This is a genomic window from Leifsonia sp. NPDC058292 (assembly GCF_042880955.1).
Taxonomy (GTDB): domain Bacteria; phylum Actinomycetota; class Actinomycetes; order Actinomycetales; family Microbacteriaceae; genus Leifsonia.
The window spans coordinates 1-21858 of the sequence record NZ_JBHVYL010000047.1; the positions used below are offsets into that span (position 1 = coordinate 1).

Here is a 21858-nt window from a genome sequence, read left to right on the forward strand (position 1 = left end):
TTACATGAGTACCTGTAACGGCGTGTCGGGACCCCTCGGTGCCGCTTTGGGGGGTCAGGTGACGGTGAGACCGAGCTTGCGGCCGGCGAGTCCGCGGGGGCGGGTGGCGAGATGGTCGGCGACGGCACGGATGGCAGCGGCGGCCGGGTCGCCCGGGTCGGTCACGACGATGGGAGCCCCGGTGTCGCCGCCGGAACGCAACGGGATGCTGAGGGGCACCGACGCCAGAAGCGGCACCGGCTGAGGCTGGCCGGCCGAGAGACGTTTCGCCACCTCGGCGCCGCCGCCCGACCCGAAGAGGTCGAGCACGGTGCCGTCGGGCTGGGGGAGCCCCGCCATGTTCTCGATGACGCCGACGACCCGCTGGCCGGTCTGGCGGGCGACGACGCCGCTGCGCTCGGCGACATCGGCGGCGGCAGGCTGCGGAGTGGTCACGACGAGCACCTCGGCGTTCGGGAGCAGCTGCCCGACCGAGATCGCCACATCCCCGGTTCCCGGAGGCAGATCGAGCAGCAGCACGTCGAGGTCGCCGAAGTACACGTCGCCGAGGAACTGCTGGATCGTGCGGTGCAGCATCGGGCCGCGCCAGGCGACGGCCGCCGACGAGGAGTCGACGAACATCCCGATCGACACGACCTTCACGCCGTAGGCGATCGGCGGCAGGATCATGTCGTCCACCCGGGTCGGCCGGGGGGCGGCGCCCGAGGCGTCGACCAGACCGAGGATGCCCGGGATCGAGAAGCCGTGCACGTCGGCGTCCACGATGCCGACGCGGAGGCCGCGCTCGGCGAGGGCCACGGCGAGGTTCGCGGTGATCGTCGACTTGCCCACGCCGCCTTTGCCGCTCGTGACGGCGTAGACGGTCGTCAGCGAGTCGGGGCCGAACTGCTGCACCCGGGCTGCGCGTCCTCCACGCAGCTTCTCGGTGAGCGCTGCGCGCTCCTCGCGGGTCATGACCGACACGTCAACGGTGACCGCCGTAACACCGGGGACGGCGGCGGTCGCGGTGCGCACATCCCGTTCGATCGTGTCGGCTGCGGGACACCCGACGATCGTGAGCTTCACGGAGACCGTGGCGTGACCGCCCTCGTCGACCGTGACCCCGCCGACCATATCGAGCTCGGTGATGGGCTTGCGGATCTCGGGGTCGAGCACACCGCCGAGCGCGCGCTGGATGCCGGCGGCGAGGTCAGGCACGGGCGGTCTCGCCCTCCTCGTCGTCACGCTTGTCGAGGTCTTCGAGCAGGGAACGCAGTTCGGCGCGGATGAAGTCCTTCGTGGCCATGTCCTTGATCGCCAGGCGCAGCGCCACGACCTCGCGGGCCAGGTACTCCGTGTCGGCGAGGTTGCGCTCGGCGCGCTGCCTGTCCTGCTCGATCTGCACGCGGTCGCGGTCGTCCTGACGGTTCTGAGCGAGAAGGATGAGCGGCGCGGCGTACGACGCCTGCAGCGAGAGCACCAGGGTGAGGGCGATGAAGCCGAGCGCGATCGAGTCGAAACGCAAGGCCACCGGCGCGAGCGTGTTCCAGAGCATCCAGAAGATCACGAAGACGGTCAGCCCGAGGATGAACCAGGGCGTTCCCATCGCGCGGGCGATCCACTCGGTGAAGCGGCCGAACCGGTCGCTCGTCTCCGCCGTGCCGCGGCGGGGGATGACGGTGGTGCGGAGGCCCTTCGGGGCGTCGAGACGGGTGTCCTGCTTACCTCTTGCCACTGCCTGTCCTCCTTCCGCTCACGATCGGGATACTGCCTGTCTCGGCGCCCTGTGCAGGGCGCTTCACCTTGGGATGGTCGTCGTCTTCGTCACGACTTCGCCAATCGTCTGGCAGCAGGAAGTCGAGGATGTCGTCAATGGTCACCACCCCGACGAGGCGGTGGTTGTCGTCGACGACGGGAACGGAGACGAGGTTGTAGCTCGCGAGGATGCGCGACACTTCGGCCGCGCTCGTGTTCGCGGTGACCGGTTCGAGGCTCGGGTCGAGCAGTGTGCCGAGGCGCACGTGCGGGGGATAGCGCAGCATCCGCTGGAAGTGGACCATCCCGAGAAAACGGCCGGTCGGCGCCTCGTACGGTGGCAGGGTGACGCAGACCGCCGCGCCGAGTGCGGGAGCGAGCTCGTGACGGCGGATGAGCGCCAGGCCCTCGGCGACGGTGGCGTCGGCCGACACGATGATCGGCTCGGTGGTCATCAGGCCGCCGGCGGTGTCGGGGGCGTACGTCAGCAGCATCCTGACGTCTTCCGCCTCCTCGGGCTGCATCAGTTCGAGGAGGTGCTCGCCGCGCTCGTCGGAGAGCTGGGCGATCAGGTCGGCCGCGTCGTCCGGCTGCATCTGGTCGAGAACGTCGGCGGCCCTGTCGTCGTCGAGCTGGGCGAGGATCTGCACCTGCTCGCTCTCCGGCATCTCTTCGAGCACGTCGGCGAGCCTGTCGTCCGGCAGCTCTTCGGCGACCTCGAGCATCCGCTGCTGCGGCAGGTCGAGCAGCGTGTTCGCCAGGTCGGCCGGCTTCAGCTCGGAGAAGGTCGCGATCAACTGCTCGGCCGACTGGGCTTCGCCCCTGGCCTGCTGCTCACGCACCTCGTTCCAGGTGGCGAACGTGGTCTGGCCCTTGCCGAACGGAGACGAACCCGTCTTGGGGCGTCGCACGAACAGCTGACCGATGGCCCATTCGCCCGTGGGGGACTCCTCGATCGACACGTCTTCGATCGTCGCCTCACCGCTGCCGTCGGCGAACACGACCTTGCGGCCGAGCATCTCGGCGATCACGCGCACCTCGCCGCCGCGCTGTTCGAAGCGGCGCACGTTGATGAGCCCGGTGGTGATGATCTGACCGCTGCCGATGCTCGTCACACGGCCGATCGACACGAAGACGCGCCGCTTGCCGGGAATCTCGACGATCAGCCCGACGACTCGTGGCGGATCGCTCTTGCGATAGACCACCAGCACGTCGCGCACCTTGCCGACCCGGTCGCCGGCGGGGTCGAAAACGGTGCACCCGGCAAGACGGGCGACGAAAACTCGGGTGGCACTCACATGTAATAACTTAAGCCCTCCGGGCGTCCACACGGGCAGGGTGGAAGAATAGGGGGATGACCACACCGAGTCCGATGAACGGACGGGGCCGCGGCCTCTTTCCCACTCTTCCCAAAGGCGAGATCGTCGCGACCTACGAGACGTATCCCGAGGCGCAGCAGGCGGTCGACGTTCTGGCCCGGGCCGACTTCCCCGTCGACAAGGTCTCGATCGTCGGCAGTGACCTCAAGAGCGTGGAAAGGGTGACCGGAAAACTCACCTGGGGCCGGGTCGCCGTGGCCGGCGCCGCCTCGGGAGCCTGGCTCGGAATCTTCTTCGGACTGCTGCTCGTGATCTTCTCGCCGGCGGTCAGCTACGCGTTCGTCATCGCCGCCGTGCTGATCGGCGCCGGGTTCGGGATGCTGTTCGGCATCGTCTCGTACGCCATCAACCGCCGCCGCCGCGATTACACGTCGGTGATGCAGGTGATCGCGACGAGCTACTCGGTGCTCGTCGATTCGGAGCTCGCCAACCGCGCGCGCAACCTGGCGCAGGGCGGCACGGAGCAGGCCGCCGACGAACCGCACCCGTCGGATCCGCCCGCGGCGCCGCATCCCTCGGACCCGCCGCCCGCCTGGGGCCAGCCCGAGCCGCCCGCTGCCGAGCCGCCCGCCGCCGAGCCGCCCGCCGAGCGCTGACGCCCGCGCAAACCATCGAGGGGTCCCGACACGCCGTCTCGCGAGTGTAACTCGCGGCGTGCCGGGACCCCTCGATGACTTTGCGGGGAGAGGTCAGCCGCGCAGGCGCTGCACCCAGGCCTCGACGTCGTCGGCCGTGCGCGGGATGCCGATCGACAGGTTCTCGGCGCCGTCTTCGGTGACCAGGATGTTGTCTTCGATGCGCACGCCGATGCCGCGGAAGGCCTCGGGCACGGTCAGGTCGTCGGGCTGGAAGTACAGTCCCGGCTCGATCGTGAACACCATCCCCGGCTGCAGGACGCCGTCGAGGTAGAGCTCGCGTCGCGCCTGGGCGCAGTCGTGCACGTCGAGCCCGAGGTGGTGGCTCGTGCCGTGCACCATGTACCGGCGGTGGTGCTGGTTGTCGGCCTCCAGCGCCTCCTCCGCTGACACCGGGAGCAGCCCCCACTCCGCCGTGCGTCGCGCGATGACCGCCATCGCGGTGGCGTGGATCTCGCGGAACCGGATGCCGGGGCGCACGATCGCGAACGCCGCATCCGCCGCCTCGCGCACAGCCTCATAGACCTGACGCTGGGTGTCGGTGAAGGTGCCGTCGATGGGCAGCGTGCGCGTGATGTCGGCCGTGTAATAGCTGTCGACCTCGACGCCGGCGTCGATCAGGATGAGGTCGCCCGGCACCACGGCGCCGTCGTTGCGCGTCCAGTGCAGGATGCAGGCGTGCGGTCCGCTCGCGGCGATGGTGTCGTAGCCGACCGCGTTGCCGTCGGCCCGTGCGCGCCCGTTGAAGACACCCTCGACGAGCCGCTCGCCGCGGGGGTGGGCGGTGATGCGGTCGAGGTCGCCGATCACGTCGTCGAACCCGTGGGCGGTGGCGGAGACCGCCGCACGCAGTTCGGCCACCTCGAAGCTGTCTTTGACGAGGCGCAACTCGGAGAGGTCGCGGGCGAGCCGGTCGTCGTCTGCGTGGTCTTCGGCGGTGGCGTCGTCGCCCGCCGCGACCAGACGCAGCACGTCGAGCTGGTCGGTGAGTACGGCGTCCGCTTCGCGCACGATGAGCGTGTCGGCATCGCTGCTGTCGATGACGGCCCCCAACTCGGCGATGCCGCGGGTCGGCAGGTCGAGGTCGCCCGCGACCTGCGCGAGCGACGGGCGCGGTCCGATCCAGAACTCGCCGATCTCCGGGTTGGCGTAGAACTCGTCGGAGTCGCGGCCGGCGCGCTCACGGAAGTAGAGGGTGGCCTCGTGGCCCGCGTCGGTCGGTTCGAGCACGAGCACGCTTCCCGGTTCCGAGTCTGACCCCCAGCCGGTCAGGTGCGCGAACGCCGAGTGGGCGCGGAACGGGAAGTCGGTGTCGTTGGAGCGCTGCTTCAGCCGCCCGGCGGGGATGACGAGGCGCTTTCCCGGGTGGAGCTCGGAGACGCGGGTGCGGCGGGCGGCGGCGAACGCCGCCTGTTCCCGGGGCTCAGGGATGCTGTCGGTGCGGTCGGCCCATCCGCTCCCGATGTACTCCTTGAACCCGTCCGACCCCGGCGTGGTGGACCGGTTGGAGGTGGCGCGGGGTTCGGGGGCGGTGGTGGCCTGCTGACTGGTCGGCTGCGAAGACATGGCATCCATTCTCCCACTCCTAGGATGGAGTGCATGGCTGATGAGCGGCGCTTCCGGGGTCCCGTCGACCTGCACACCCACTCGAGCGTCTCCGACGGCACGGAGACGCCGGAGGAGCTGGTGCGGGCGGCTGCGGTCGCGGGGATCGGCACCGTTGCGATCACCGATCACGATTCGACGGCCGGGTGGCTGGATGCCGCTGCGACGAGCGTGCAGGTGGGGGTCACGGTCATCCCGGGCATGGAGCTCAGCACCCGCGTGGAGTTCGCCAGCGTCCACATGCTCGGTTACCTGTTCGACCCGGCGAACGAGGCACTCACGGCCGAGACGGAACGCATCCGCAGCGGTCGCCTCAAGCGGGCGGAAGACATGGTGCGCCGCATCTCGGAGGACTACGACATCACCTGGGCGGATGTGATGGCCCAGGCGACAGAGGGCGCGACGGTCGGGCGCCCGCACATCGCCGACGCTCTCGTCGCTCGCGGCTTCGCGCCCGACCGCAGCGCCGCGTTCGCCGGCATCCTGCACTGGCGGCGCGGCTACTACCAGCCGCACTACGCCCCCGAACCGCTCACCGGCGTTCGCCTGATCCGCGGGGCGGGTGGTGTCCCCGTGCTCGCGCATCCGGGAACCGCCGGTCGTGGCAGGGTGATCCCCGAGGAGAGGCTGAAGCGGCTCGTCGACGCCGGGCTCTTCGGCCTGGAGATCGATCACCGCGAGAACACCCCCGACGGCAGGGAGCGGCTGCACGAGCTGGCCGCGAAGTACGGCCTGGCGATCACGGGATCGAGCGACTACCACGGCTCGGGAAAACCGAACCGGCTCGGCGAGAACACGACCGCTCCGGAGGTTCTCGATCGCATCATCGAAGAAGCGACAGGCGCGGCGCCCTTCTACGCGTCCTGACTTTTCGTGCATAGCCTGTAGTCACGTGTGCCTGCTGCGACCGCAGCGGCGAAGGGCGAGGTGACGGCTTGAGTCGATCGAGGTGGTCGAAGGGTGCAGTGACGACCGCCATCGTCGCGCTGCTCGTGGCCGGTGCCGGTGTGGCCCCGGCGGCGGCGGACACGTCGTATCCGTCGTGGGACGACGTGCAGGCCGCGAAGGCCAACGCGTCGGCGACCCAGGCCGAGGTCGACAGGATCAACGGGATACTGAGCTCGCTCCAGACGGCGGCCAATGCCGCGGGCGACCTCGCCGTCAAGCGCGCCGGCGAGTACGGGGTCGCGGAGAACGCGCTCCAGAGCGCCACGCAGAAAGCCGACGAGCTGCAGACCCGGGCGGATCAGGCGACGGCGGAGGCCGAGACGCTCCGCACGCAGAGCGGCAAGCTCGCGGCGCAACTGAGCCGCAGCGGAGGATCCGAGCTGTCGCTGCGGTTGTTCCTGTCGGGCAACGACTCGCACGACGCGTCGGGACTCCTGTACCAGTTGGGCACAGTGTCGAAGCTGGGGGAGCAGGCGAGCACGCTGTTCGCCTCGGCGAACGAGCAGAAGAACGTCGCCGCCGCGCTCAGCGGGCAGGCGAAGGCGGCGCAGAAGGTGCGCGACAAGCTCGCCGTCGACGCGGAGAGCGCACTGGAGACCGCCCGTTCGGCTCAGGCTGCGGCGGAAGCGCAGCTCGCCAGCCAGCAGAAGCACGCGACGGTGATGTACGCACAGCTGGCGACGCTGAAGAACACCGCGGCGTCGGTCGAGCAGAAGTACGCCGAAGGCGTCGCCAAGGCGGCCGCCGACCAGGAGGCCGCGAACGAGGCGGCCGGAGCCGGCGGGGGCTGGGTGTCTGCCCCCTCGAACATGACCGTCGACCCGGCTGCTGCGCAGGCGTATGCGCAGAGCCGGCTCGGCAGCTACGGCTGGGGCGGAGATCAGATGAGCTGCCTCGTGCGCCTCTGGAACCAGGAGTCGGGCTGGCGGGCCAACGCCGTCAACCCGTCGAGCGACGCCTACGGCATTCCGCAGGCGCTGCCGCCGAGCAAGATGTCGACCGCCGGCCCCGACTGGCTCACCAACGCGAACACGCAGATCAACTGGGGGCTGAACTACATCAGTGGCCGCTACGGATCACCGTGCGGCGCCTGGTCGCACGAGGTCGGCTACAACTGGTACTGAGTCGTCAACTCGCAGGAGTGGCGGATGCGCCGCCCCGCGAACGGCGACGCCGGCGCGGTGCGCTGTTGCCGTCGTGGTGCTGCGAGCCGCCGCCGTCGTGGGTTCCGGCAGCCTGGGTGGCATCGCCGGAGGCCGCGGACTCGGTGGTCGAGCCGCTCGCCGGCGATCCCGCGGGGCGTCCGCCGCGCGTGCGGCGACGGCGCTGGCCCGAACGCTCCGACTCGGAGCCTCCAGCCGACGAGTCCGCGCCCGAACGCGATCCGTCTCCCGACGAGCCCTGGCGACGCTGTCCGCCGTCGCGCTGTCCGCCGTCGCGGCGACTGCCGTCGGTGGACGCCGGGCTCTTGACGGCCGGCGTGCTCTTCAGACGGCCTTTCGAGCCGGCGGGGATGTCGAGGTCTTCGAAGAGGTGCGGGCTCGACGAGTAGGTCTCGACCGGGTCGGGCTGGTTCATCTCGAGGGCGCGGTTGATGAGCGCCCACTTGTGCAGGTCGTCCCAGTCGACGAACGTGACCGCGATGCCGGTCTTGCCGGCGCGGCCCGTGCGGCCCGCGCGGTGCAGGTAGGTGTCGTGATCGTCGGGCACAGTGTGGTTGATCACGTGGGTGACGTCGTTGACGTCGATGCCGCGCGCAGCCACATCCGTTGCGATCAGGATGTCTTTCTTGCCCGCCTTGAACGCGGCCATGGCCCGCTCGCGCTGCTCCTGGTTGAGGTCGCCGTGCACGGCGGCGGCGTTGAAGCCGCGGTCGTTCAGCTCTTCGACGAGCTTGGCGGCGGCCCGCTTCGTGCGCGTGAACACGACCGTCTTGCCGCGGCCCTCGGCCTGCAGGATGCGGCCGATCACCTCGTCTTTGTCGAGCGAGTGCGCACGGTAGACGAGGTGCTTGATGTTGGCCTGGGTGAGACCCTCGTCGGGGTCGGTGGCGCGGATGTGCACGGGGCGCGTCATGAAGCGACGGGCGAGGGCCACGATCGGGCCGGGCATCGTCGCCGAGAACAGCATGGTGTGGCGAGTGGCCGGAACCTGCTGGAAGATCTTCTCGATGTCGCTGAGGAAGCCGAGGTCGAGCATCTTGTCCGCCTCGTCGAGCACGACCTCCTGCACCTGCTTGAGGTCGAGGAGGCGCTGACCGGCGAGGTCGAGGAGGCGACCGGGGGTGCCGACGACGATCTGGGCGCCGGCCTTGAGCTGCTCGACCTGGCCCTCGTATGCCTTGCCGCCGTAGATGCTGACGACCTTGGTGCTGCGGTTGGAGGTCGCGAGCTCCAGGTCTTCCGCCACCTGAACGCACAGTTCGCGGGTCGGAACGACCACGAGCACCTTTACGCCCGGCTCGGGGTTCAGCCCGATGCGCTGGATGATCGGGAGGCCGAAGCCGAAGGTCTTGCCGGTTCCCGTCTTCGCCTGGCCGATGATGTCTTGGCCGTCGAGAGCGAGGGGGATGGTCTGAGTCTGGATGGGGAACGGTTCGACGATGCCCTTCGAGGCGAGGGCGTCGACCATGTCCTGGTCGATTTTGAGTTCGGAGAAAGTCACTAAGTTATGCCTGTCGATCGAGTACTGATGGGGCTACGCCCTGTTCTCGTCTCAGGCGTAGGGCCGTCGTTCCATCGCCGACGGCATGACAAGCCTACTGGACCCTCCCCGTTACACTGCTGTACGTGCCAACCTGGTTATCCCGACGTCGCCCACCGGTCGAGCTCCCACGCCTCCGGCCTCGGGAGTCGGCGACGCAGGCGACCCGCATCGACCTGCACGAGGTCATGCCGGATCTCCTGCCGTATCTCGGTCAGGCGGCGTACCTGCAGCTCGAGGCCTTCCAGACCCTGTCTCGCGTCGTCGGGCAGGTCGACGACCTCGCCGCCAAGGAGAGCGTCGCGGCCGCCGCGGGCGCCGCGCTCTCGAAGCACCAGGGCATCGTGGCCGAGATCCGGCGCCGCGGCGACGACCCGGCCGAGGTGATGCAGGAGTTCGCCGACGAGATCGACGGCTTCACGGCGCTGACCACCGGAGCCGACTGGCAGGAGACCCTGCTCGCCGTTCAGGTGACGAACGGACTGCTCGACGACTTCTTCATCCGTCTCGCCGTCGGTCTGCCCGGCGACGTCGGCCCGCGCATGGCGCACCTGCTCGGCTCCGACGGCGGACAGGACGGCGTGATGGAGGTGCTGCGGAACGCGATCGGCGCCGATCCGCGGCTGGCCTCGCGACTCGCCCTCTGGGGGCGCCGGCTCGTCGGGGACACGTTGCTGGTCGCCCGCTCCGCCCTGCACCTCTCGGGCAACACGGCAACCGACGAAGAACGAATCGAGCCGATCTTCACCGAGCTGATCGCGGCGCACACCCGCAGGATGGACGCCCTGGGCCTGACGGCGTAGCCGCCGGCGGCTCGACAGTCGGCGATCCGCTCGTCAGTGTTCGACGGTCAGCAGTGTTCGACGGTCAGCAGTGCTCGACGGTCAGCGCGCCACGGCGCCCTTCGTCAGGTTCGCGAGCAGCCGGTCGTCCGAGTTCACCCGGACGCGGCCGATCACGATGTCGACGACGGTCACGATCACTGCGGTGCCCACCAGGGTGATCCACCAGATCCAGCCGCCGTTCCACTTGAGCCCGGCCCAGGTCAGGGCGACCCAGAGCGCGCTCGCCACCATGACCCCGATGGCCGGCATGAGCACGGAGCCATGCGTGTGACGGTTGGGGAGGAAGTAGCGGGCGCCGAGCCCGAGGATGGCGCCGCCGAGCGCGACGAACAGCAGTTCCACGCGCGGACCTAGCCGACGAAGCCGATGCGGCGCGACTCGTCGCTGCCGATTTCGATGTAGGCGATGCCGGCGACGGGAACGAGGTAGACCTTGCCCTTGTCGTCGGTGAGACGGAGGAATCCGTTTCCGCTCGTGAGCGAGGCCTGAGCCTGTTCGGCGATCTCATCGACCGTCTGTGTCGACTCGAAGCTGAGCTCCCGGGGGGCGTTGACGATTCCGATGCGGATCTCCACGTGTGGTGCCTTTCGACTCTGTACCGGCGGTGTGAGTTCAGACTACGACACTCGGCTCACGGCGCTGCGTCACGTTCTCTGTCGGCGGACGCCGGTAGCGTTCAAGGCATGACGATCCGAGGTTTCCGACCGCGCCCCGAAGGGGTCCGCGACGGGATGGACGTCACGCTCGACGACTCCCAGCGGGATGTGCTGAGCCTGGCCGACGGCGAGTCCGCTGCGGTGCTCGGCGCCCCGGGAACGGGCAAGACGACCACGCTGGTCGAGGTGCTGGCAGAGCGCGTTCTCGACCGCGGATACGCGACGGACGAGGTGCTCGCGCTCACCGCATCCCGGGCCTCGGCGACCAGGCTGCGCGACAGGATAGCCCTGCGCATCGGCGTGCCGACGAACGGTCCGCTCGCGCGAACGTCGACATCGCTGGCCTTCCAATTGGTGGGCGAGCGGGCACGCGCTGCGGCGCAGGAGCCGCCGAGACTGCTCACGGGCGGCGAGCAAGACCAGATCATCGCCGAACTCCTCGCGGGCCACATCGAAGACGGTGCAGGTCCTGCCTGGCCCGAGCCGCTGGTGGAGGAGGTGCGGATGCTGCGCGGCTTCCGCACGGAGCTGCGCGAACTCATGGCCCGCTGCGTCGAGCACGGTGTGTCACCGCGCAGGCTCTCGGAGCTCGGAGCCATCGCCGGCCACGACGAGTGGCGGGCGGCGGCGCGGTTCATCGACGAGTACCAACGGGTGGTGGACAGCTACCGCGGAACGTTCGTCGACTCGGCCGAGCTGCTCGCCGAAGCCGTCTCGGTGGTCCGCAGCGGCACCGGGCTCAGCCGGCTGCGGCTGCTGCTCGTCGACGACCTGCAGGAGTCGACCGTGGCCACGCTCGGCCTTTTGCGCGCGTTCGCCGCGCGCGGTGTGGCCGTCGTCGCGTTCGGCGATCCGGATGTGGCGTCCACGACCTTCCGCGGCGCCGACGCCGCATCCGTCGGTCAGCTGGATGCCCGGCTCGGCGTTCCCGTCGCCCGTTTCGTCCTCACGACGGCTCATCGGCAGACGCCGGCCCTGCGCGGCCTCACGTCGGCCGTGACCGAGCGGATCGGCGCGGCGGCGGCCGGAGTGCAGCGTCTGGCCGAGGCGGGGCGGACCGCTCGACCCGGTCCCGAGATCGTGCGCATCGAGGCGTCGTCGGCCCCCGCAGAGGCGGCCAGGCTCGCGCGTCGGCTGCGGGAGAGACACCTGCTCGACGGGGTGCCGTGGAACGAGATGGCCGTGGTCGTGCGCTCCGGCGCGCATGTGCCCGCCCTGGCGAGATCGCTGGCCATCGCCGAGGTGCCGACGAAGACCACGGTCGCCGGGCGCGCGCTGCGCGACGACTACGCGGCCCGGCAGCTTCTCACGGTCGTCGGTGTCGAGCTGGGGGCGATCGAGCTGACGGCACCCGTCGCCTCCGACCTGCTTCTGGGGCCGTTCGGCGGACTGGACGGGCTCAGCCTGCGCCGGCTGAGGCTCGCCCTCCGCCAGGAGGAGCTCGCGGGCGACGGCAACCGCCCGGCCGATGAGCTCGTCGTGGAGGCGCTCGGCGCCCCAGGGGCCCTCTCCACGATCGATTCGTCGCCGGCCCGTCGTGCGGCCCGTCTCGCGGAGACGTTGCGCGGCGGACGGGAGAAGGCGCTGGCGGGCGCGACCGTCGAAGAACTGCTCTGGCACGCGTGGGAGCGCAGCGGCCTGGCGAAGCGGTGGCTCGAGCAGTCGGAGCGCAGCGGCATCGTCGCCGATGAGGCGAACCGCCACCTCGACGGCGCTGTCGCGCTGTTCACCTCGGCGCGCCGTTTCGTGGAGCGCTCGCCGGAGCGACCGCCGTCCGACTTCGTCGACGAGCTGCTCAAGGCCGAGGTACCGGAAGACACGCTGGCCGCGCAGACGGCCACCGACGCCGTGCTCGTCTGTACGCCGAGCGCCACCATCGGGGCCGAATTCGACATCGTCGCGGTGGCGGGGCTGCAGGAGAGCGTGTGGCCCAACCTGCGGCTGCGCGGCTCACTGCTGCATCCGCAGAAGCTCGGTGAGGTGGTGGCGGGCACCGCCTCGGAGACAGCCGATGACAGAGCCCAGGTGATGGGCGACGAACTGCGGATGTTCGCGCTGGCCGTCTCCCGCGCACGCGGCCAGGTCATCCTCACGGCCACCGCGAACGACGACGAGCAGCCGTCGCCCTTTCTGCGCCTGGCAGGGGAGGCCGCGTTCGACGACGTCGACGACTCCGCCCATCCGCTCTCGCTGCGCGGAATGGTGGGGCGGCTGAGGAGGCGGCTGGTGACGACGGGGTCGACGGATGCCGCCGAGGCGCTGGCGAGGCTGGCGGCTGCCGAGGTGGAGGGCGCGCATCCGGCCCACTGGTACGGCCTGGCCGAGCCGTCGACCGACGAACCTCTCGTCGACCTCACCGATCCCGAGGCTCGCGTTCGGGTGTCTCCGTCGAGGCTGGAGACGTTCGAGAAGTCGCCGATGTCGTGGTTCGTGGATGCGATGGCGTCGTCGCCGAGCGGGCTCGCGGCCGGCATCGGCACGGTGGTGCACGCGGTCATGGAGGAGGCAAGCGTCGAGCCCGACGCCGACCTGAGCGTCGAGCACCTGTGGGAGGGTGTCGAGGCCCGCTGGGGCGGGTTGCAGTTCGAGTCGCCCTGGCTGGAAGAGAAAGAGAGGCGGCGCACGCGGCGGCTCACCGAGGGCGTGTCCGACTATCTGCGCGAGTTCCGGCGTGAGGGCGGCCTGCTGCTCGGATCCGAGGGCGAGTTCTCTCTGGAGCTCGGACAAGCGCTGGTCAGCGGCAAGATCGACAGAGTCGAGCGCACACCGGAAGGAACGATCGTCATCGTCGACCTGAAGACGGGAAAGAACGTACCGACGGCGGCGAAGGTGGCGGAGCACGCGCAGCTGGGTGCCTACCAGCTCGCGTTGGAGCACGGGGCCATTCCCGAGGCGGCCGAGGCGCAACTGCCCTCCGGGGGCGCGAAGCTGCTCTTCGTCAGCAGCGGAAGCAGGGGAAAGCTGTATCGCGAGGCCGTTCAGGAGAAGGTCGACGACGCGGCCATCGCCAGGTTGCGCGAGCGGGTGACGGCGGCAGCGGAGGGCATGGCGGCCAACACGTTCCTGGCCGTGCTGAACCTCGACGAGCGCGACCCGCACGCGCGATACGAGTACCGCATCCACCTGGTGCAGGCGGTGAGCGCATGAGCGAAGAGCACAGAGACGGCCTGCTCGAGTGGGAGGTCGACGAACAGACCATCGACCTCGTCGAGCGCGCGCTCGCAGAAGAGGAACACTCGCGGCGCTCCGACGCCACGAACGCTGCGCGCCGGCGCCCCGGTGCCCCGATCAGCGCGGTGGCGATCGCCGAGACCCTCGGACTGCCGACGCCGACCCTCCAGCAACAGGCCGTGATCGAGGCGCCGCTCGCCCCCGCGATCGTGGTGGCGGGCGCCGGCAGCGGTAAGACCGAGACGATGGCGAACCGGGTGGTGTGGCTTCTGGCCAACGGCCACGTGCGCGTTCCCGAGATCCTCGGGCTGACCTTCACCCGCAAGGCGGCGGGAGAGCTGGCACTGCGAATCCGCAAACGCATCGAGCAGCTCGTCGCCTCGGGGCTCACCGACATCGACTTCGACCCTTTCGACGCACCGACCGTTGCGACGTACAACTCGTTCGCGAACGCGATCTTCCGCGAGAACGCGCTGCTGATCGGGCGGGAGCCCGAGTCGGCGGTGCTGAGCGAGGCGTCGGCCTGGCAGGTGGCCAGACGTCTCGTGGTCGCGAGCACCGACGATCGCCTGGTGGAGCTCGAGAAGAGCGTCGACCTCGTCACGAGCGCCGTCATCTCGTTGAGCCGGGCGCTCAGCGAGAACGTCGCCGACGCCGCCGACGTGGAACGGATGACCGAGAGGTTCGCTGAACTGGCCGAGTTGCCGACCGGGAGCGGGCGGGTCAAAGACATCTACGCGTCGGTGCGTTCCGCCATCGGAGTGGTCGGTTCGCTGCCACCGCTGCTCGACCTCGCCGAGCAGTTCGCGGCCGAGAAGGTGCGACGGGGATTCGTCGAGTACTCCGATCAGGTGGCGCTCGCGCTGCGAGTGAGCGAGCGCGTGCCGGCGGTGATCGACGACTACCGTTCCCGCTTCCGGGTCGTGCTGCTCGACGAGTACCAGGACACCTCCGTGGTGCAGACGCGGCTGCTGTCCGCCCTGTTCGCCGGCCAAGCCGTCATGGCGGTCGGCGACCCGCACCAGTCCATCTACGGCTGGCGTGGCGCGAGCGCGGCCAACCTCGGCCGCTTCGCGTTCGACTTCACGGGCGAGCGCGACGGCGCCGCCCGCTACGCCCTGTCGACGAGCTGGCGAAACCCGACGGCCGTACTGGATGCGGCGAACACCCTGGTCGAGCCGCTCTCCGCGGCCTCGCCGGTCCACGTCGAGCGGCTCGCCCCGCGGCCGGGCGTCGCCGCGGGCGAACTGCACACCCGCTACGAGCAGACCGTCGCCGACGAGGCCGCCGTCGTGGCCGACTGGCTGGGTGAGCGGCTGCGGCGCCGGGATGACCAGGGCCGGGTTCCGAGCGCCGCGATGCTCTGCCGGTCGCTCAAGAAGATCGATCCGTTCACGTCGGCGCTGGCCGAGCGCGGCATCCGGTACCACGTGCTCGGGCTGGGCGGCCTGCTCGAACAGCCCGCCATCGCCGATCTCGTCAGCGCCATGCGGGTGATGCACGACCCGACGGCCGGTTCGGAGCTCATCCGGGTGCTGACCGGCGCCCGTTGGCGCATCGGCCCGAAAGACATCGCGACGCTCCGCGGGGTCGCATCCTGGCTCGCCGCCCGCGACCACCGCTTCAAAGAACTCGATCCCGAGGTGCGCGAGCGCCTGCGACAGTCGGTCGCCGGCGACGAGTCCGCCTCGCTGGTCGACGCGCTCGACTTCGTGGTCGAGGCGCCAGAGACGCACAGCCAGCTCGCCGGGTTCAGTCCGGTCGGACTCCAGAGGATGCGTGCCGCGGGTCGACAGCTCGATTATCTGCGCTCCCGGGTCGGCCTCGACCTGCTCGACCTCGTGACGCTGGTGCAGCAGGAACTCCTGCTCGACATCGAGGTCGGGGCGAACGAGAGCGCGCAACTCGGTCAGGCGAGCCTCGACGCTTTCGCCGAGCAGGTGTCCTCCTACCTGGCGAGCGACGATCAAGCGACCCTGGGCTCGTTCCTGTCGTGGCTCGCCGAAGCCGAGCGACGGGACAACCTGGCGCCTCGCAGCGAAGAGCCGGAGCCCGGCACGGTGCAGATCCTCACCATCCACGGCTCCAAGGGCCTCGAATGGGATGTGGTGGCCGTGCCGCGCATGGTCGACGGAGAACTGCCGGGTGCACCCAGGAGCAAGAAGGGATGGCTGGAGTTCGGCGCGCTGCCCTACGAGTTCCGGGGTGACGCCACGGAGCTCCCGCTGCTCGCCTGGCGCACCGCCGAGACGCAGAAAGACGTCGACGAGGCCGTGAAGGCGTTCGAAGACGAGATCGTCGAACGCCACGCCGCCGAACAGCGCAGGCTGGCGTACGTAGCGGTCACGCGAGCGAAGGAGTCCCTGCTGCTGTCAGGCTCGTACTGGTCGACGCAGACGAAGCCGCGCGGGCCGGGAGCGTTTCTGCTCGAACTGCAAGCCGCCGGACTGATCGCCGACGACGCCTTTCCGCCGTGCGACGATCCCGACGAGAACCCGTACGCGCTCGACGCCCAGACCGTGCTTTGGCCGCTCGACCCCCTCGGCTCCCGCCGGGACAGGGTCGTGGCCGCGGCGCGCGCGGTTCAGACGGCGATCGATCGCGGCCCGACCGGGGGAGGCGTCTACGCGCAAGACATCGATCTCCTGCTGGCCGAGCGCGCGCGCAGTCTTGAGGCGGCGGGTCTCGTGGAGCTCCCCACCCGCATCCCGGCCTCACGGTTCAAGGACTACGTGACCGATCCGGCGTCGGTCGCGACCGCGTTGCGCCGCCCGATGCCCGAGCGGCCGTACCGTCAGACGCGCTTGGGCACCCTGTTCCACGGCTGGGTCGAACAGCGGTACGGCACGGTCGGTGGCGGCGCAGACGTGATCGATGCGGTGGCGTCCGAACTCGACGATCCGGCGGGCGAGCAGCTCGAGGCGGATCAGCTCGCCTTCCTGCAGGCCACCTTCGCCGCCAGCGAGTGGGCGGACAGGCGCCCGGACGAGGTGGAGATCGAGATCCACGTCACGCTCGCCGGTCAGGTCGTGGTGTGCAAACTGGATGCGGTCTACCCGGCGGTCGACGGCGTGCACGACGTGCAGATCGTCGACTGGAAGACGGGCAAGGCGCCGCGCGACGCGGAAGACCTCGAGCGCAAGCAGTTGCAGCTCGCGCTCTACCGTCTCGCATACTCCCGCTACGCCGGCATCGACCCGGAGCGCATCGACGCCGTGTTCTACTTCGTCGCCGACGATCTCGTGGTGCGGCCCGAACGCATCCACACCGAGCAGGAGCTCGAGGCCCTCTGGGCCTCGACCCTGACCCGGCCCAGCCGCTCCTGACGGCTTCCGCCCGGTCGGAGTTGTCGCGTCACACGCGCGATTCGTCCGTCACGACGGACGAATCGGCCGAGCGTCGCCCGATTCGTCCGGCATCGTGAAAGGTCAGGAGGCGGGGGAGTTCTCGTCGTCGACGACCGGTTTCATGCCGCCGGCGTGGCCGTAATCGTCGGACGAGCGGTCGCCGGGCGTGCGATCGAGCATCGCCTCGACGTCGTCGATGGCGAGGATGGGACCGGTCGCGGTCGACAGCGGGGTCGCCGAGTTGGTGTGCACCCGATCGACGAGCCCGTCGAGCATCGCCACGGCGTCGTCCATGATCGTCTGGCTGCGAACCTCTCGTCCGTGCAGCAGCCAGCGCGCCACCTCGAGTTCCGCGTAGAGCATCGCGCGTTGCGTGAACTGGCGGTCGGTGGCGACCTGACGGGTGGAGGCGTATGCGCCGAGCGCGCCCTCGGTGGCGTCGGAGTTCATCGCGAGCAGCCAGTGCAGGTCGCGGGCCGGGTCGCCGACACGCAATGCGGACCAGCCGAGCACGGCGACCACCGACTCGTCCTCCACGAGGAGGCTGTCGACGGTGAGTGCTCCATTGATCACGGTCGGCTGGAACTGCCACAGCGACTCGTCGGCCGAGGCCTCGCGCCAGCGGTCGCGCAGCGCACTCGGCAGTAACCCGGTCGCGGCGGCGGACTCGATGAGCGAAGTCGTCGATGTGTGGCACTCCGCCGCGCTCAGCACGGGAAGACCGGCCTCTCCGACGAAGTTGGTGGGGAGCGTGTGGATGGCGGCGATCGCGTGGCCGATGGAACCGGCGAGCCCGTCGCCTGGAGGCACATCCTCGATGTCGATGTGGTGTCCGCCGAGAAAGTCGTAGACGAGCGCGCGGGTGCCGCCGACGGGTGCCTGGCCGAGACACGTCGGCACGTCGAAGGGCAGGCGGCTGCGGATGCCCGTGGTCAGCGCGCGCAACGACACGAGGTCTGCGCTCTGCTCGGTCTCGGCGGCCTGCGAGGTTGGCACTCGGATGATGTACGTCTGCCCGTCGCGCCCGCTGAGCAGGGCCGAGTCGAACTCGGACGCCCCGCCCAGGCTGAAGCTGCGGGCACCGGAGACCTCGAGCCCGGCGACGGCGGAGGAGGCCAGCGCGGCTAGAGTGAGATGGGATCTGGCCATGAACCCAAGGTTAAATGGACTTCCCCGCGTGGGCTTGTTCGCCACGCCTTGAAAGGACCCCGATGTCGACCTTCCCTCTTGCGGCTCTGCCGCTTTCGCGTCACGCCGTCGACCGCGACCACGTGTCGCGGTCGCGTCCGGCGTTGTTCGACGAGCTGTGGGAGGAGCCGGGAACGCGAGTGCTCGCGCTCTGGAAGGGGCACGCCCTCCTCACGGCCGAGAGTGTCGATGCCGCGCGGCCGGCGGCCGACGGCTGGGGGTCGGCGGCGCCGGGAACGGCCGAGCTGGATCTGCTGCCCGTCGACAGGGTGACGGCTGCCCTGCTCCGGGTCTATCTCGGGCGAACGCTCGTCGCGACGGACCGCGAGCCGGCCGGAACGGCTGTCGTGCTCGAGGTGCTCACCGATGCCGCGGCGGCGGAACTCGAACCCGACGAGGCGCGCTGGGGCAATCTGCGCACGGTGGCGACAGCGCTCAGCGACAGGGATGCAGGCCTTTTCACGGAGGCTCTGGCCATCGCCAACTGGCACGCATCGCACACGCACTGCCCGCGCTGCGGAACCCCGACCGTGGTCGAGGAGGCCGGGTGGGTGCGCCGCTGCTTCGAGGACGGCTCCCAGATCTTCCCGCGCACCGACCCGGCCGTGATCGTGACGGTGCTCGACGCCGACGACAGGCTCTTGCTCGGCTCGAACGCCATGTGGGAGAACTCGCGGTACTCGCTGCTCGCAGGCTTCGTCGAGCCGGGGGAGTCGTTCGAGTCAGCCGTTCAGCGTGAGATCTTCGAAGAGGCAGGCGTGCGGGTGGTGGACGCCCGATACCGGGGGTCGCAGCCGTGGCCGTTTCCCGCATCCGTCATGGTCGGCTTCACGGCTCGCCTGGCCGACGATCAGAGACCGGATGCGCTCGCGCCCGACGGCGAGGAGATCCTCGACCTCCGCTGGTTCGGCCGCGAGGAGCTGTGGGAGGCCCGCGACCAGGTCATCCTTCCCGGCCGGTCGTCCATCGCGCGCGCTCTCATCGAGGAGTGGTACGGCGGTTCTCTCGACGAGGCACCGGTCGCGCGGTGACACCGGAGTCCCTTCTCGACGGGCTGGACGCTCAGCAGCGGGTCGCGGCCGAGGCGCTGCTCGGCCCGGTGTGCATCCTCGCCGGCGCCGGAACGGGCAAGACCCGGGCGATCACGCACCGCATCGCCTACGGTGTCGCCTCCGGCGCCTACGCGCCCAACCGCGTGATGGCGCTCACCTTCACGAACCGCTCCGCCGCGGAATTGCGCGGCCGGCTGCGCCAGCTCGGCGCCGGTGGCGTCGCGGCGAGAACGTTTCACGCAGCAGCGCTGTCGCAGCTCAACTTCTTCTGGCCCCAGGTGGTGGGCGGCCAGCTGCCGAGCGTGCTCGACGGCAAAGGACGCGTGCTCGGCCACGCCGCGGAGCGCCTCGGTCTCAGGGTCGACACGGCGACCCTGCGCGACATCGCCGCTGAGGTGGAGTGGCGGAAGGTCTCCGGCTTGAGCATCGAGCAGTACGGCGCCCGGCTCGGCTCGCGCACCATCCCCGGCTCCCTCTCGGCAGACCAGCTGCTGCTCATGCATCAGACCTACGAAGACCTCAAAGACGAGCGCAAGCAGTTCGATTTCGAGGATGTGCTGCTCGCCTGCGCGGGAATGATCGAGATCGAGCCAGCCGTCGCCATGCAGGTGCGCGAGCAGTACCGATTCTTCGTGGTCGACGAGTATCAGGACGTGTCGCCCTTGCAGCAGCAGCTGCTCGACCTCTGGCTCGGCGGCCGCCGCGACCTGTGCGTCGTGGGGGACGCGAGTCAGACCATCTACTCGTTCGCCGGAGCCCGCAGCGAGTACCTGCTCGACTTCGAGCGGGCGCATCCGGGAGCCACCGTCGTGCGCCTCGAACAGAACTACCGCTCGACCCCGGATGTGGTCGACGCGGCCAACCGGCTGATGCGGGGCCGCTCCGGTGCCCTCACCCTGCACTCGGCTTCGGCCGACGCGCATCCGGAGTCGGATGTGCCGGAGCCGACCGCGTACCCGGATGATCGCACGGAGGCTCGCGCGGTAGCGCAACAGGTCGCCGCGGAACTCGCGGACGGAGCAAAACCGGAGGACATCGCGGTGCTGTACCGCGTCAACGTGCAGGCGGCGATGCTCGAGCAGGCGCTCGGCGACCTCGGCATCAGCTACCAGATCCGCGGGTCGAAGCGCTTCTTCGATCTGCCGGAGGTGCGGCAGGCCATCATGTCGCTCCGCGCCGCGAGCGTGTCGATCGGGGATGAGCCGCTCTTCAAGTCGGTCAGCGACGTGCTGCGCTCGCTCGGCTGGAGCCAGCAGGCGCCGGAAGCGCGCGGCGCGGTGCGCGACCGATGGGAGTCGCTGAACGCGATCATGGGACTCGTCGACCAGGCTCCGCCGGGAACGACCTTCCGCCGTTTCACCGACGAACTGCTTGTTCGGCAGGCCGGTCAGCACGAGCCGACGCTCTCCGCCGTGACGCTCGCGACCCTGCACTCGGCCAAGGGCCTGGAGTGGGATTCGGTCTATCTGGTCGGTCTCACCGAAGGTCTGGTGCCGATCAGCTACGCCAAGACCTTCGAGCAGATCGACGAGGAACGACGACTGCTCTACGTCGGCATCACCCGGGCACGTCGCCGGCTGAGGATGAGCTGGTCGCGCTCGGGAACAGTGGCCGGCCGGGTGTCGCAACGTCAGCCGTCCCGGTTCCTGGCAGAGCTCGGCACCCGCACTCCGCGTGCGGCCGGTGCGAGCGCACAGAGGTGACGCCCGTCTCGTAGCCGGTCGATTCGCTGGAGCGCATCAGCCGCCGTGACCCGCGCCGCAGCCGGTCGAGAACAGCCCGGGCGGCCACTGCGGCCACAGTGCTGCTCACGATGCTGGTCTCCCGATCGGCGTTGCGAGCGAACAATTGACTCGCCATCGCCGTCCACTCGGGGTCGGCATCACACCGCCAGTGGTGCAGGCAGCCCAGGCAGGGGCCCGCGCCCGGATGCACGAACGGCCCGATCGTCACAGCACTGTCTCCGAAGACGACGGCCAGGTGCGGGGTGTCGCGCTGCATCCACCGGCGATACCTGTCGGGATGCACGGCGAACGATGCGATGACGACGGCGACCCGCGCCGCGTCGATTGCGGGATCGTCGACCTCGAGTCCCGTGCGCACCTCCACGTCGCTCTCGCGGAGGATCTGCGCGAGCCGGACCGCGCTCGGGCCGGCGCCGTCGAGCACCACGATCGGCCTCGCCGGCTCCGCTGCCGAGCCGCGCCTCGGTGCGATTCTCGCCGCGGGCGCGGGCGCGGGCGCGGGCGCGGGCGCCGACGCGAGCACCGGCGCGAGCCTGTCGAGCATCCGCTGCACCAGACGTGCGTCCCCGCCCGCGCGACGTGCGACGAGGTGCAACCCGGGGAGGCCGATGCCGGCATCGAGCGCCACCAGCATCCTCTCCTCCGCGTTCGTCAGCCCGTGGAGGGTGAGCACTGGTGTCTCCACGCCGAATTGCAGAACGTCAGGAGTTCGCCACACCCGGTGGATGCGGTTGTCGAGCTGGTAGATCATCCCCGCATCCTGCCGCGAATCGCCGCGTCACCGCAGAAGTTATCCACAGGCCGCACGACGAAGGGTCCCGACTTGCCGTCACCTGTGTCGGGTGACGGC

At 70.0% G+C, this 21858-nt stretch carries 16 protein-coding genes; 8 read left to right on the forward strand and 8 right to left on the reverse strand.

Features of this window, described 5'->3' with window-relative positions:
- Positions 1-54: 54 nt before the first annotated feature.
- From ACFVWR_RS17315 to ACFVWR_RS17325, 3 genes are read right to left on the reverse strand one after another with little or no spacing between them, the layout of a single operon-like run.
- Complete coding sequence (locus ACFVWR_RS17315) at positions 55-1197, reverse strand: Mrp/NBP35 family ATP-binding protein (RefSeq protein WP_387215005.1); 1143 nt, start codon at positions 1195-1197, stop codon at positions 55-57.
- Entirely contained in the window at positions 1190-1714 is a 525-nt protein-coding gene (locus ACFVWR_RS17320; protein WP_387215008.1) for a DUF1003 domain-containing protein, read from the reverse strand. Before ACFVWR_RS17320 ends, ACFVWR_RS17315 begins: the two co-directional genes overlap by 8 nt.
- Positions 1701-3032, reverse strand: a complete 1332-nt coding sequence (locus ACFVWR_RS17325; RefSeq protein WP_387215011.1) for a magnesium transporter MgtE N-terminal domain-containing protein — start codon at positions 3030-3032, stop codon at positions 1701-1703. Before ACFVWR_RS17325 ends, ACFVWR_RS17320 begins: the two co-directional genes overlap by 14 nt.
- 56 nt (positions 3033-3088) lie before the next feature.
- On the opposite strand from ACFVWR_RS17325, the gene ACFVWR_RS17330 reads away from it, so the two are divergent.
- On the forward strand, positions 3089-3709 hold the full coding sequence (locus ACFVWR_RS17330) for a general stress protein (protein WP_387215014.1): 621 nt from the start codon (positions 3089-3091) through the stop codon (positions 3707-3709).
- Positions 3710-3802: 93 nt separating this feature from the next.
- Here ACFVWR_RS17330 and ACFVWR_RS17335 read toward each other — a convergent pair whose 3' ends face one another.
- On the reverse strand, positions 3803-5323 hold the full coding sequence (locus ACFVWR_RS17335) for an aminopeptidase P family protein (protein ID WP_387215017.1): 1521 nt from the start codon (positions 5321-5323) through the stop codon (positions 3803-3805).
- 24 nt (positions 5324-5347) lie between these two features.
- Here ACFVWR_RS17335 and ACFVWR_RS17340 point away from each other — a divergent pair, with 24 nt between their 5' ends.
- Both ACFVWR_RS17340 and ACFVWR_RS17345 read left to right on the forward strand, forming a co-directional pair.
- Entirely contained in the window at positions 5348-6220 is an 873-nt protein-coding gene (locus ACFVWR_RS17340; RefSeq protein ID WP_387215020.1) for a PHP domain-containing protein, read from the forward strand.
- A 98-nt stretch (positions 6221-6318) separates the two neighbouring features.
- Positions 6319-7425, forward strand: a complete 1107-nt coding sequence (locus ACFVWR_RS17345) for a coiled-coil domain-containing protein (RefSeq protein ID WP_387215023.1) — start codon at positions 6319-6321, stop codon at positions 7423-7425.
- A gap of 4 nt (positions 7426-7429) precedes the next feature.
- Here the strand turns inward: ACFVWR_RS17345 and ACFVWR_RS17350 are convergent, their stop codons facing one another.
- On the reverse strand, positions 7430-8965 hold the full coding sequence (locus tag ACFVWR_RS17350) for a DEAD/DEAH box helicase (protein WP_387215026.1): 1536 nt from the start codon (positions 8963-8965) through the stop codon (positions 7430-7432).
- 125 nt (positions 8966-9090) lie between these two features.
- On the opposite strand from ACFVWR_RS17350, the gene ACFVWR_RS17355 reads away from it, so the two are divergent.
- Positions 9091-9807 (forward strand): ferritin-like fold-containing protein, encoded by a 717-nt coding sequence (locus ACFVWR_RS17355; RefSeq protein WP_387215029.1) that lies wholly within the window; start codon positions 9091-9093, stop codon positions 9805-9807.
- Between the two features lie 81 nt (positions 9808-9888).
- Here ACFVWR_RS17355 and ACFVWR_RS17360 read toward each other — a convergent pair whose 3' ends face one another.
- Both ACFVWR_RS17360 and ACFVWR_RS17365 read right to left on the reverse strand, forming a co-directional pair.
- Positions 9889-10191, reverse strand: a complete 303-nt coding sequence (locus ACFVWR_RS17360; protein WP_387215032.1) for a hypothetical protein — start codon at positions 10189-10191, stop codon at positions 9889-9891.
- Between the two features lie 8 nt (positions 10192-10199).
- A complete protein-coding gene (locus tag ACFVWR_RS17365) occupies positions 10200-10424 on the reverse strand; it encodes a DUF3107 domain-containing protein (RefSeq protein ID WP_387215034.1) in 225 nt (74 codons plus the stop codon).
- Between the two features lie 108 nt (positions 10425-10532).
- Here ACFVWR_RS17365 and ACFVWR_RS17370 point away from each other — a divergent pair, with 108 nt between their 5' ends.
- Together ACFVWR_RS17370 and ACFVWR_RS17375 are read left to right on the forward strand one after the other, a co-directional pair.
- A complete protein-coding gene (locus ACFVWR_RS17370) occupies positions 10533-13652 on the forward strand; it encodes a PD-(D/E)XK nuclease family protein (RefSeq protein WP_387215037.1) in 3120 nt (1039 codons plus the stop codon).
- Entirely contained in the window at positions 13649-17002 is a 3354-nt protein-coding gene (locus tag ACFVWR_RS17375; protein ID WP_387215040.1) for a UvrD-helicase domain-containing protein, read from the forward strand. The genes ACFVWR_RS17370 and ACFVWR_RS17375 overlap by 4 nt, the downstream gene beginning before the upstream one ends.
- Positions 17003-17104: 102 nt before the next feature.
- Here the strand turns inward: ACFVWR_RS17375 and ACFVWR_RS17380 are convergent, their stop codons facing one another.
- Positions 17105-18172 carry a phosphotransferase gene (locus ACFVWR_RS17380; protein ID WP_387215043.1) on the reverse strand — a complete coding sequence of 356 codons (1068 nt, stop codon included), beginning with the start codon at positions 18170-18172 and terminating at the stop codon, positions 17105-17107.
- 62 nt (positions 18173-18234) lie between these two features.
- Between ACFVWR_RS17380 and nudC the strand changes: the two genes are divergently transcribed.
- Positions 18235-19242 (forward strand): NAD(+) diphosphatase, encoded by a 1008-nt coding sequence (gene nudC, locus ACFVWR_RS17385; RefSeq protein WP_387215046.1) that lies wholly within the window; start codon positions 18235-18237, stop codon positions 19240-19242.
- Positions 19239-20966, forward strand: coding sequence for an ATP-dependent helicase (locus ACFVWR_RS17390; protein WP_387215049.1), 1728 nt, complete (start codon positions 19239-19241; stop codon positions 20964-20966). Before nudC ends, ACFVWR_RS17390 begins: the two co-directional genes overlap by 4 nt.
- Positions 20967-21858: the final 892 nt, after the last annotated feature.

Bases quoted from the DNA above. Each gene is read 5' to 3' on its own strand.
- ACFVWR_RS17335 (WP_387215017.1), bottom strand. From the start codon at position 5,323: ATGGATGCCATGTCTTCGCAGCCGACCAGTCAGCAGGCCACCACCGCC.
- ACFVWR_RS17330 (WP_387215014.1), top strand. From the start codon at position 3,089: ATGACCACACCGAGTCCGATGAACGGACGGGGCCGCGGCCTCTTTCCC.
- ACFVWR_RS17380 (WP_387215043.1), bottom strand. From the start codon at position 18,172: ATGGCCAGATCCCATCTCACTCTAGCCGCGCTGGCCTCCTCCGCCGTC.
- nudC (WP_387215046.1), top strand. From the start codon at position 18,235: ATGTCGACCTTCCCTCTTGCGGCTCTGCCGCTTTCGCGTCACGCCGTC.
- ACFVWR_RS17370 (WP_387215037.1), top strand. From the start codon at position 10,533: ATGACGATCCGAGGTTTCCGACCGCGCCCCGAAGGGGTCCGCGACGGG.
- ACFVWR_RS17375 (WP_387215040.1), top strand. From the start codon at position 13,649: ATGAGCGAAGAGCACAGAGACGGCCTGCTCGAGTGGGAGGTCGACGAA.
- ACFVWR_RS17340 (WP_387215020.1), top strand. From the start codon at position 5,348: ATGGCTGATGAGCGGCGCTTCCGGGGTCCCGTCGACCTGCACACCCAC.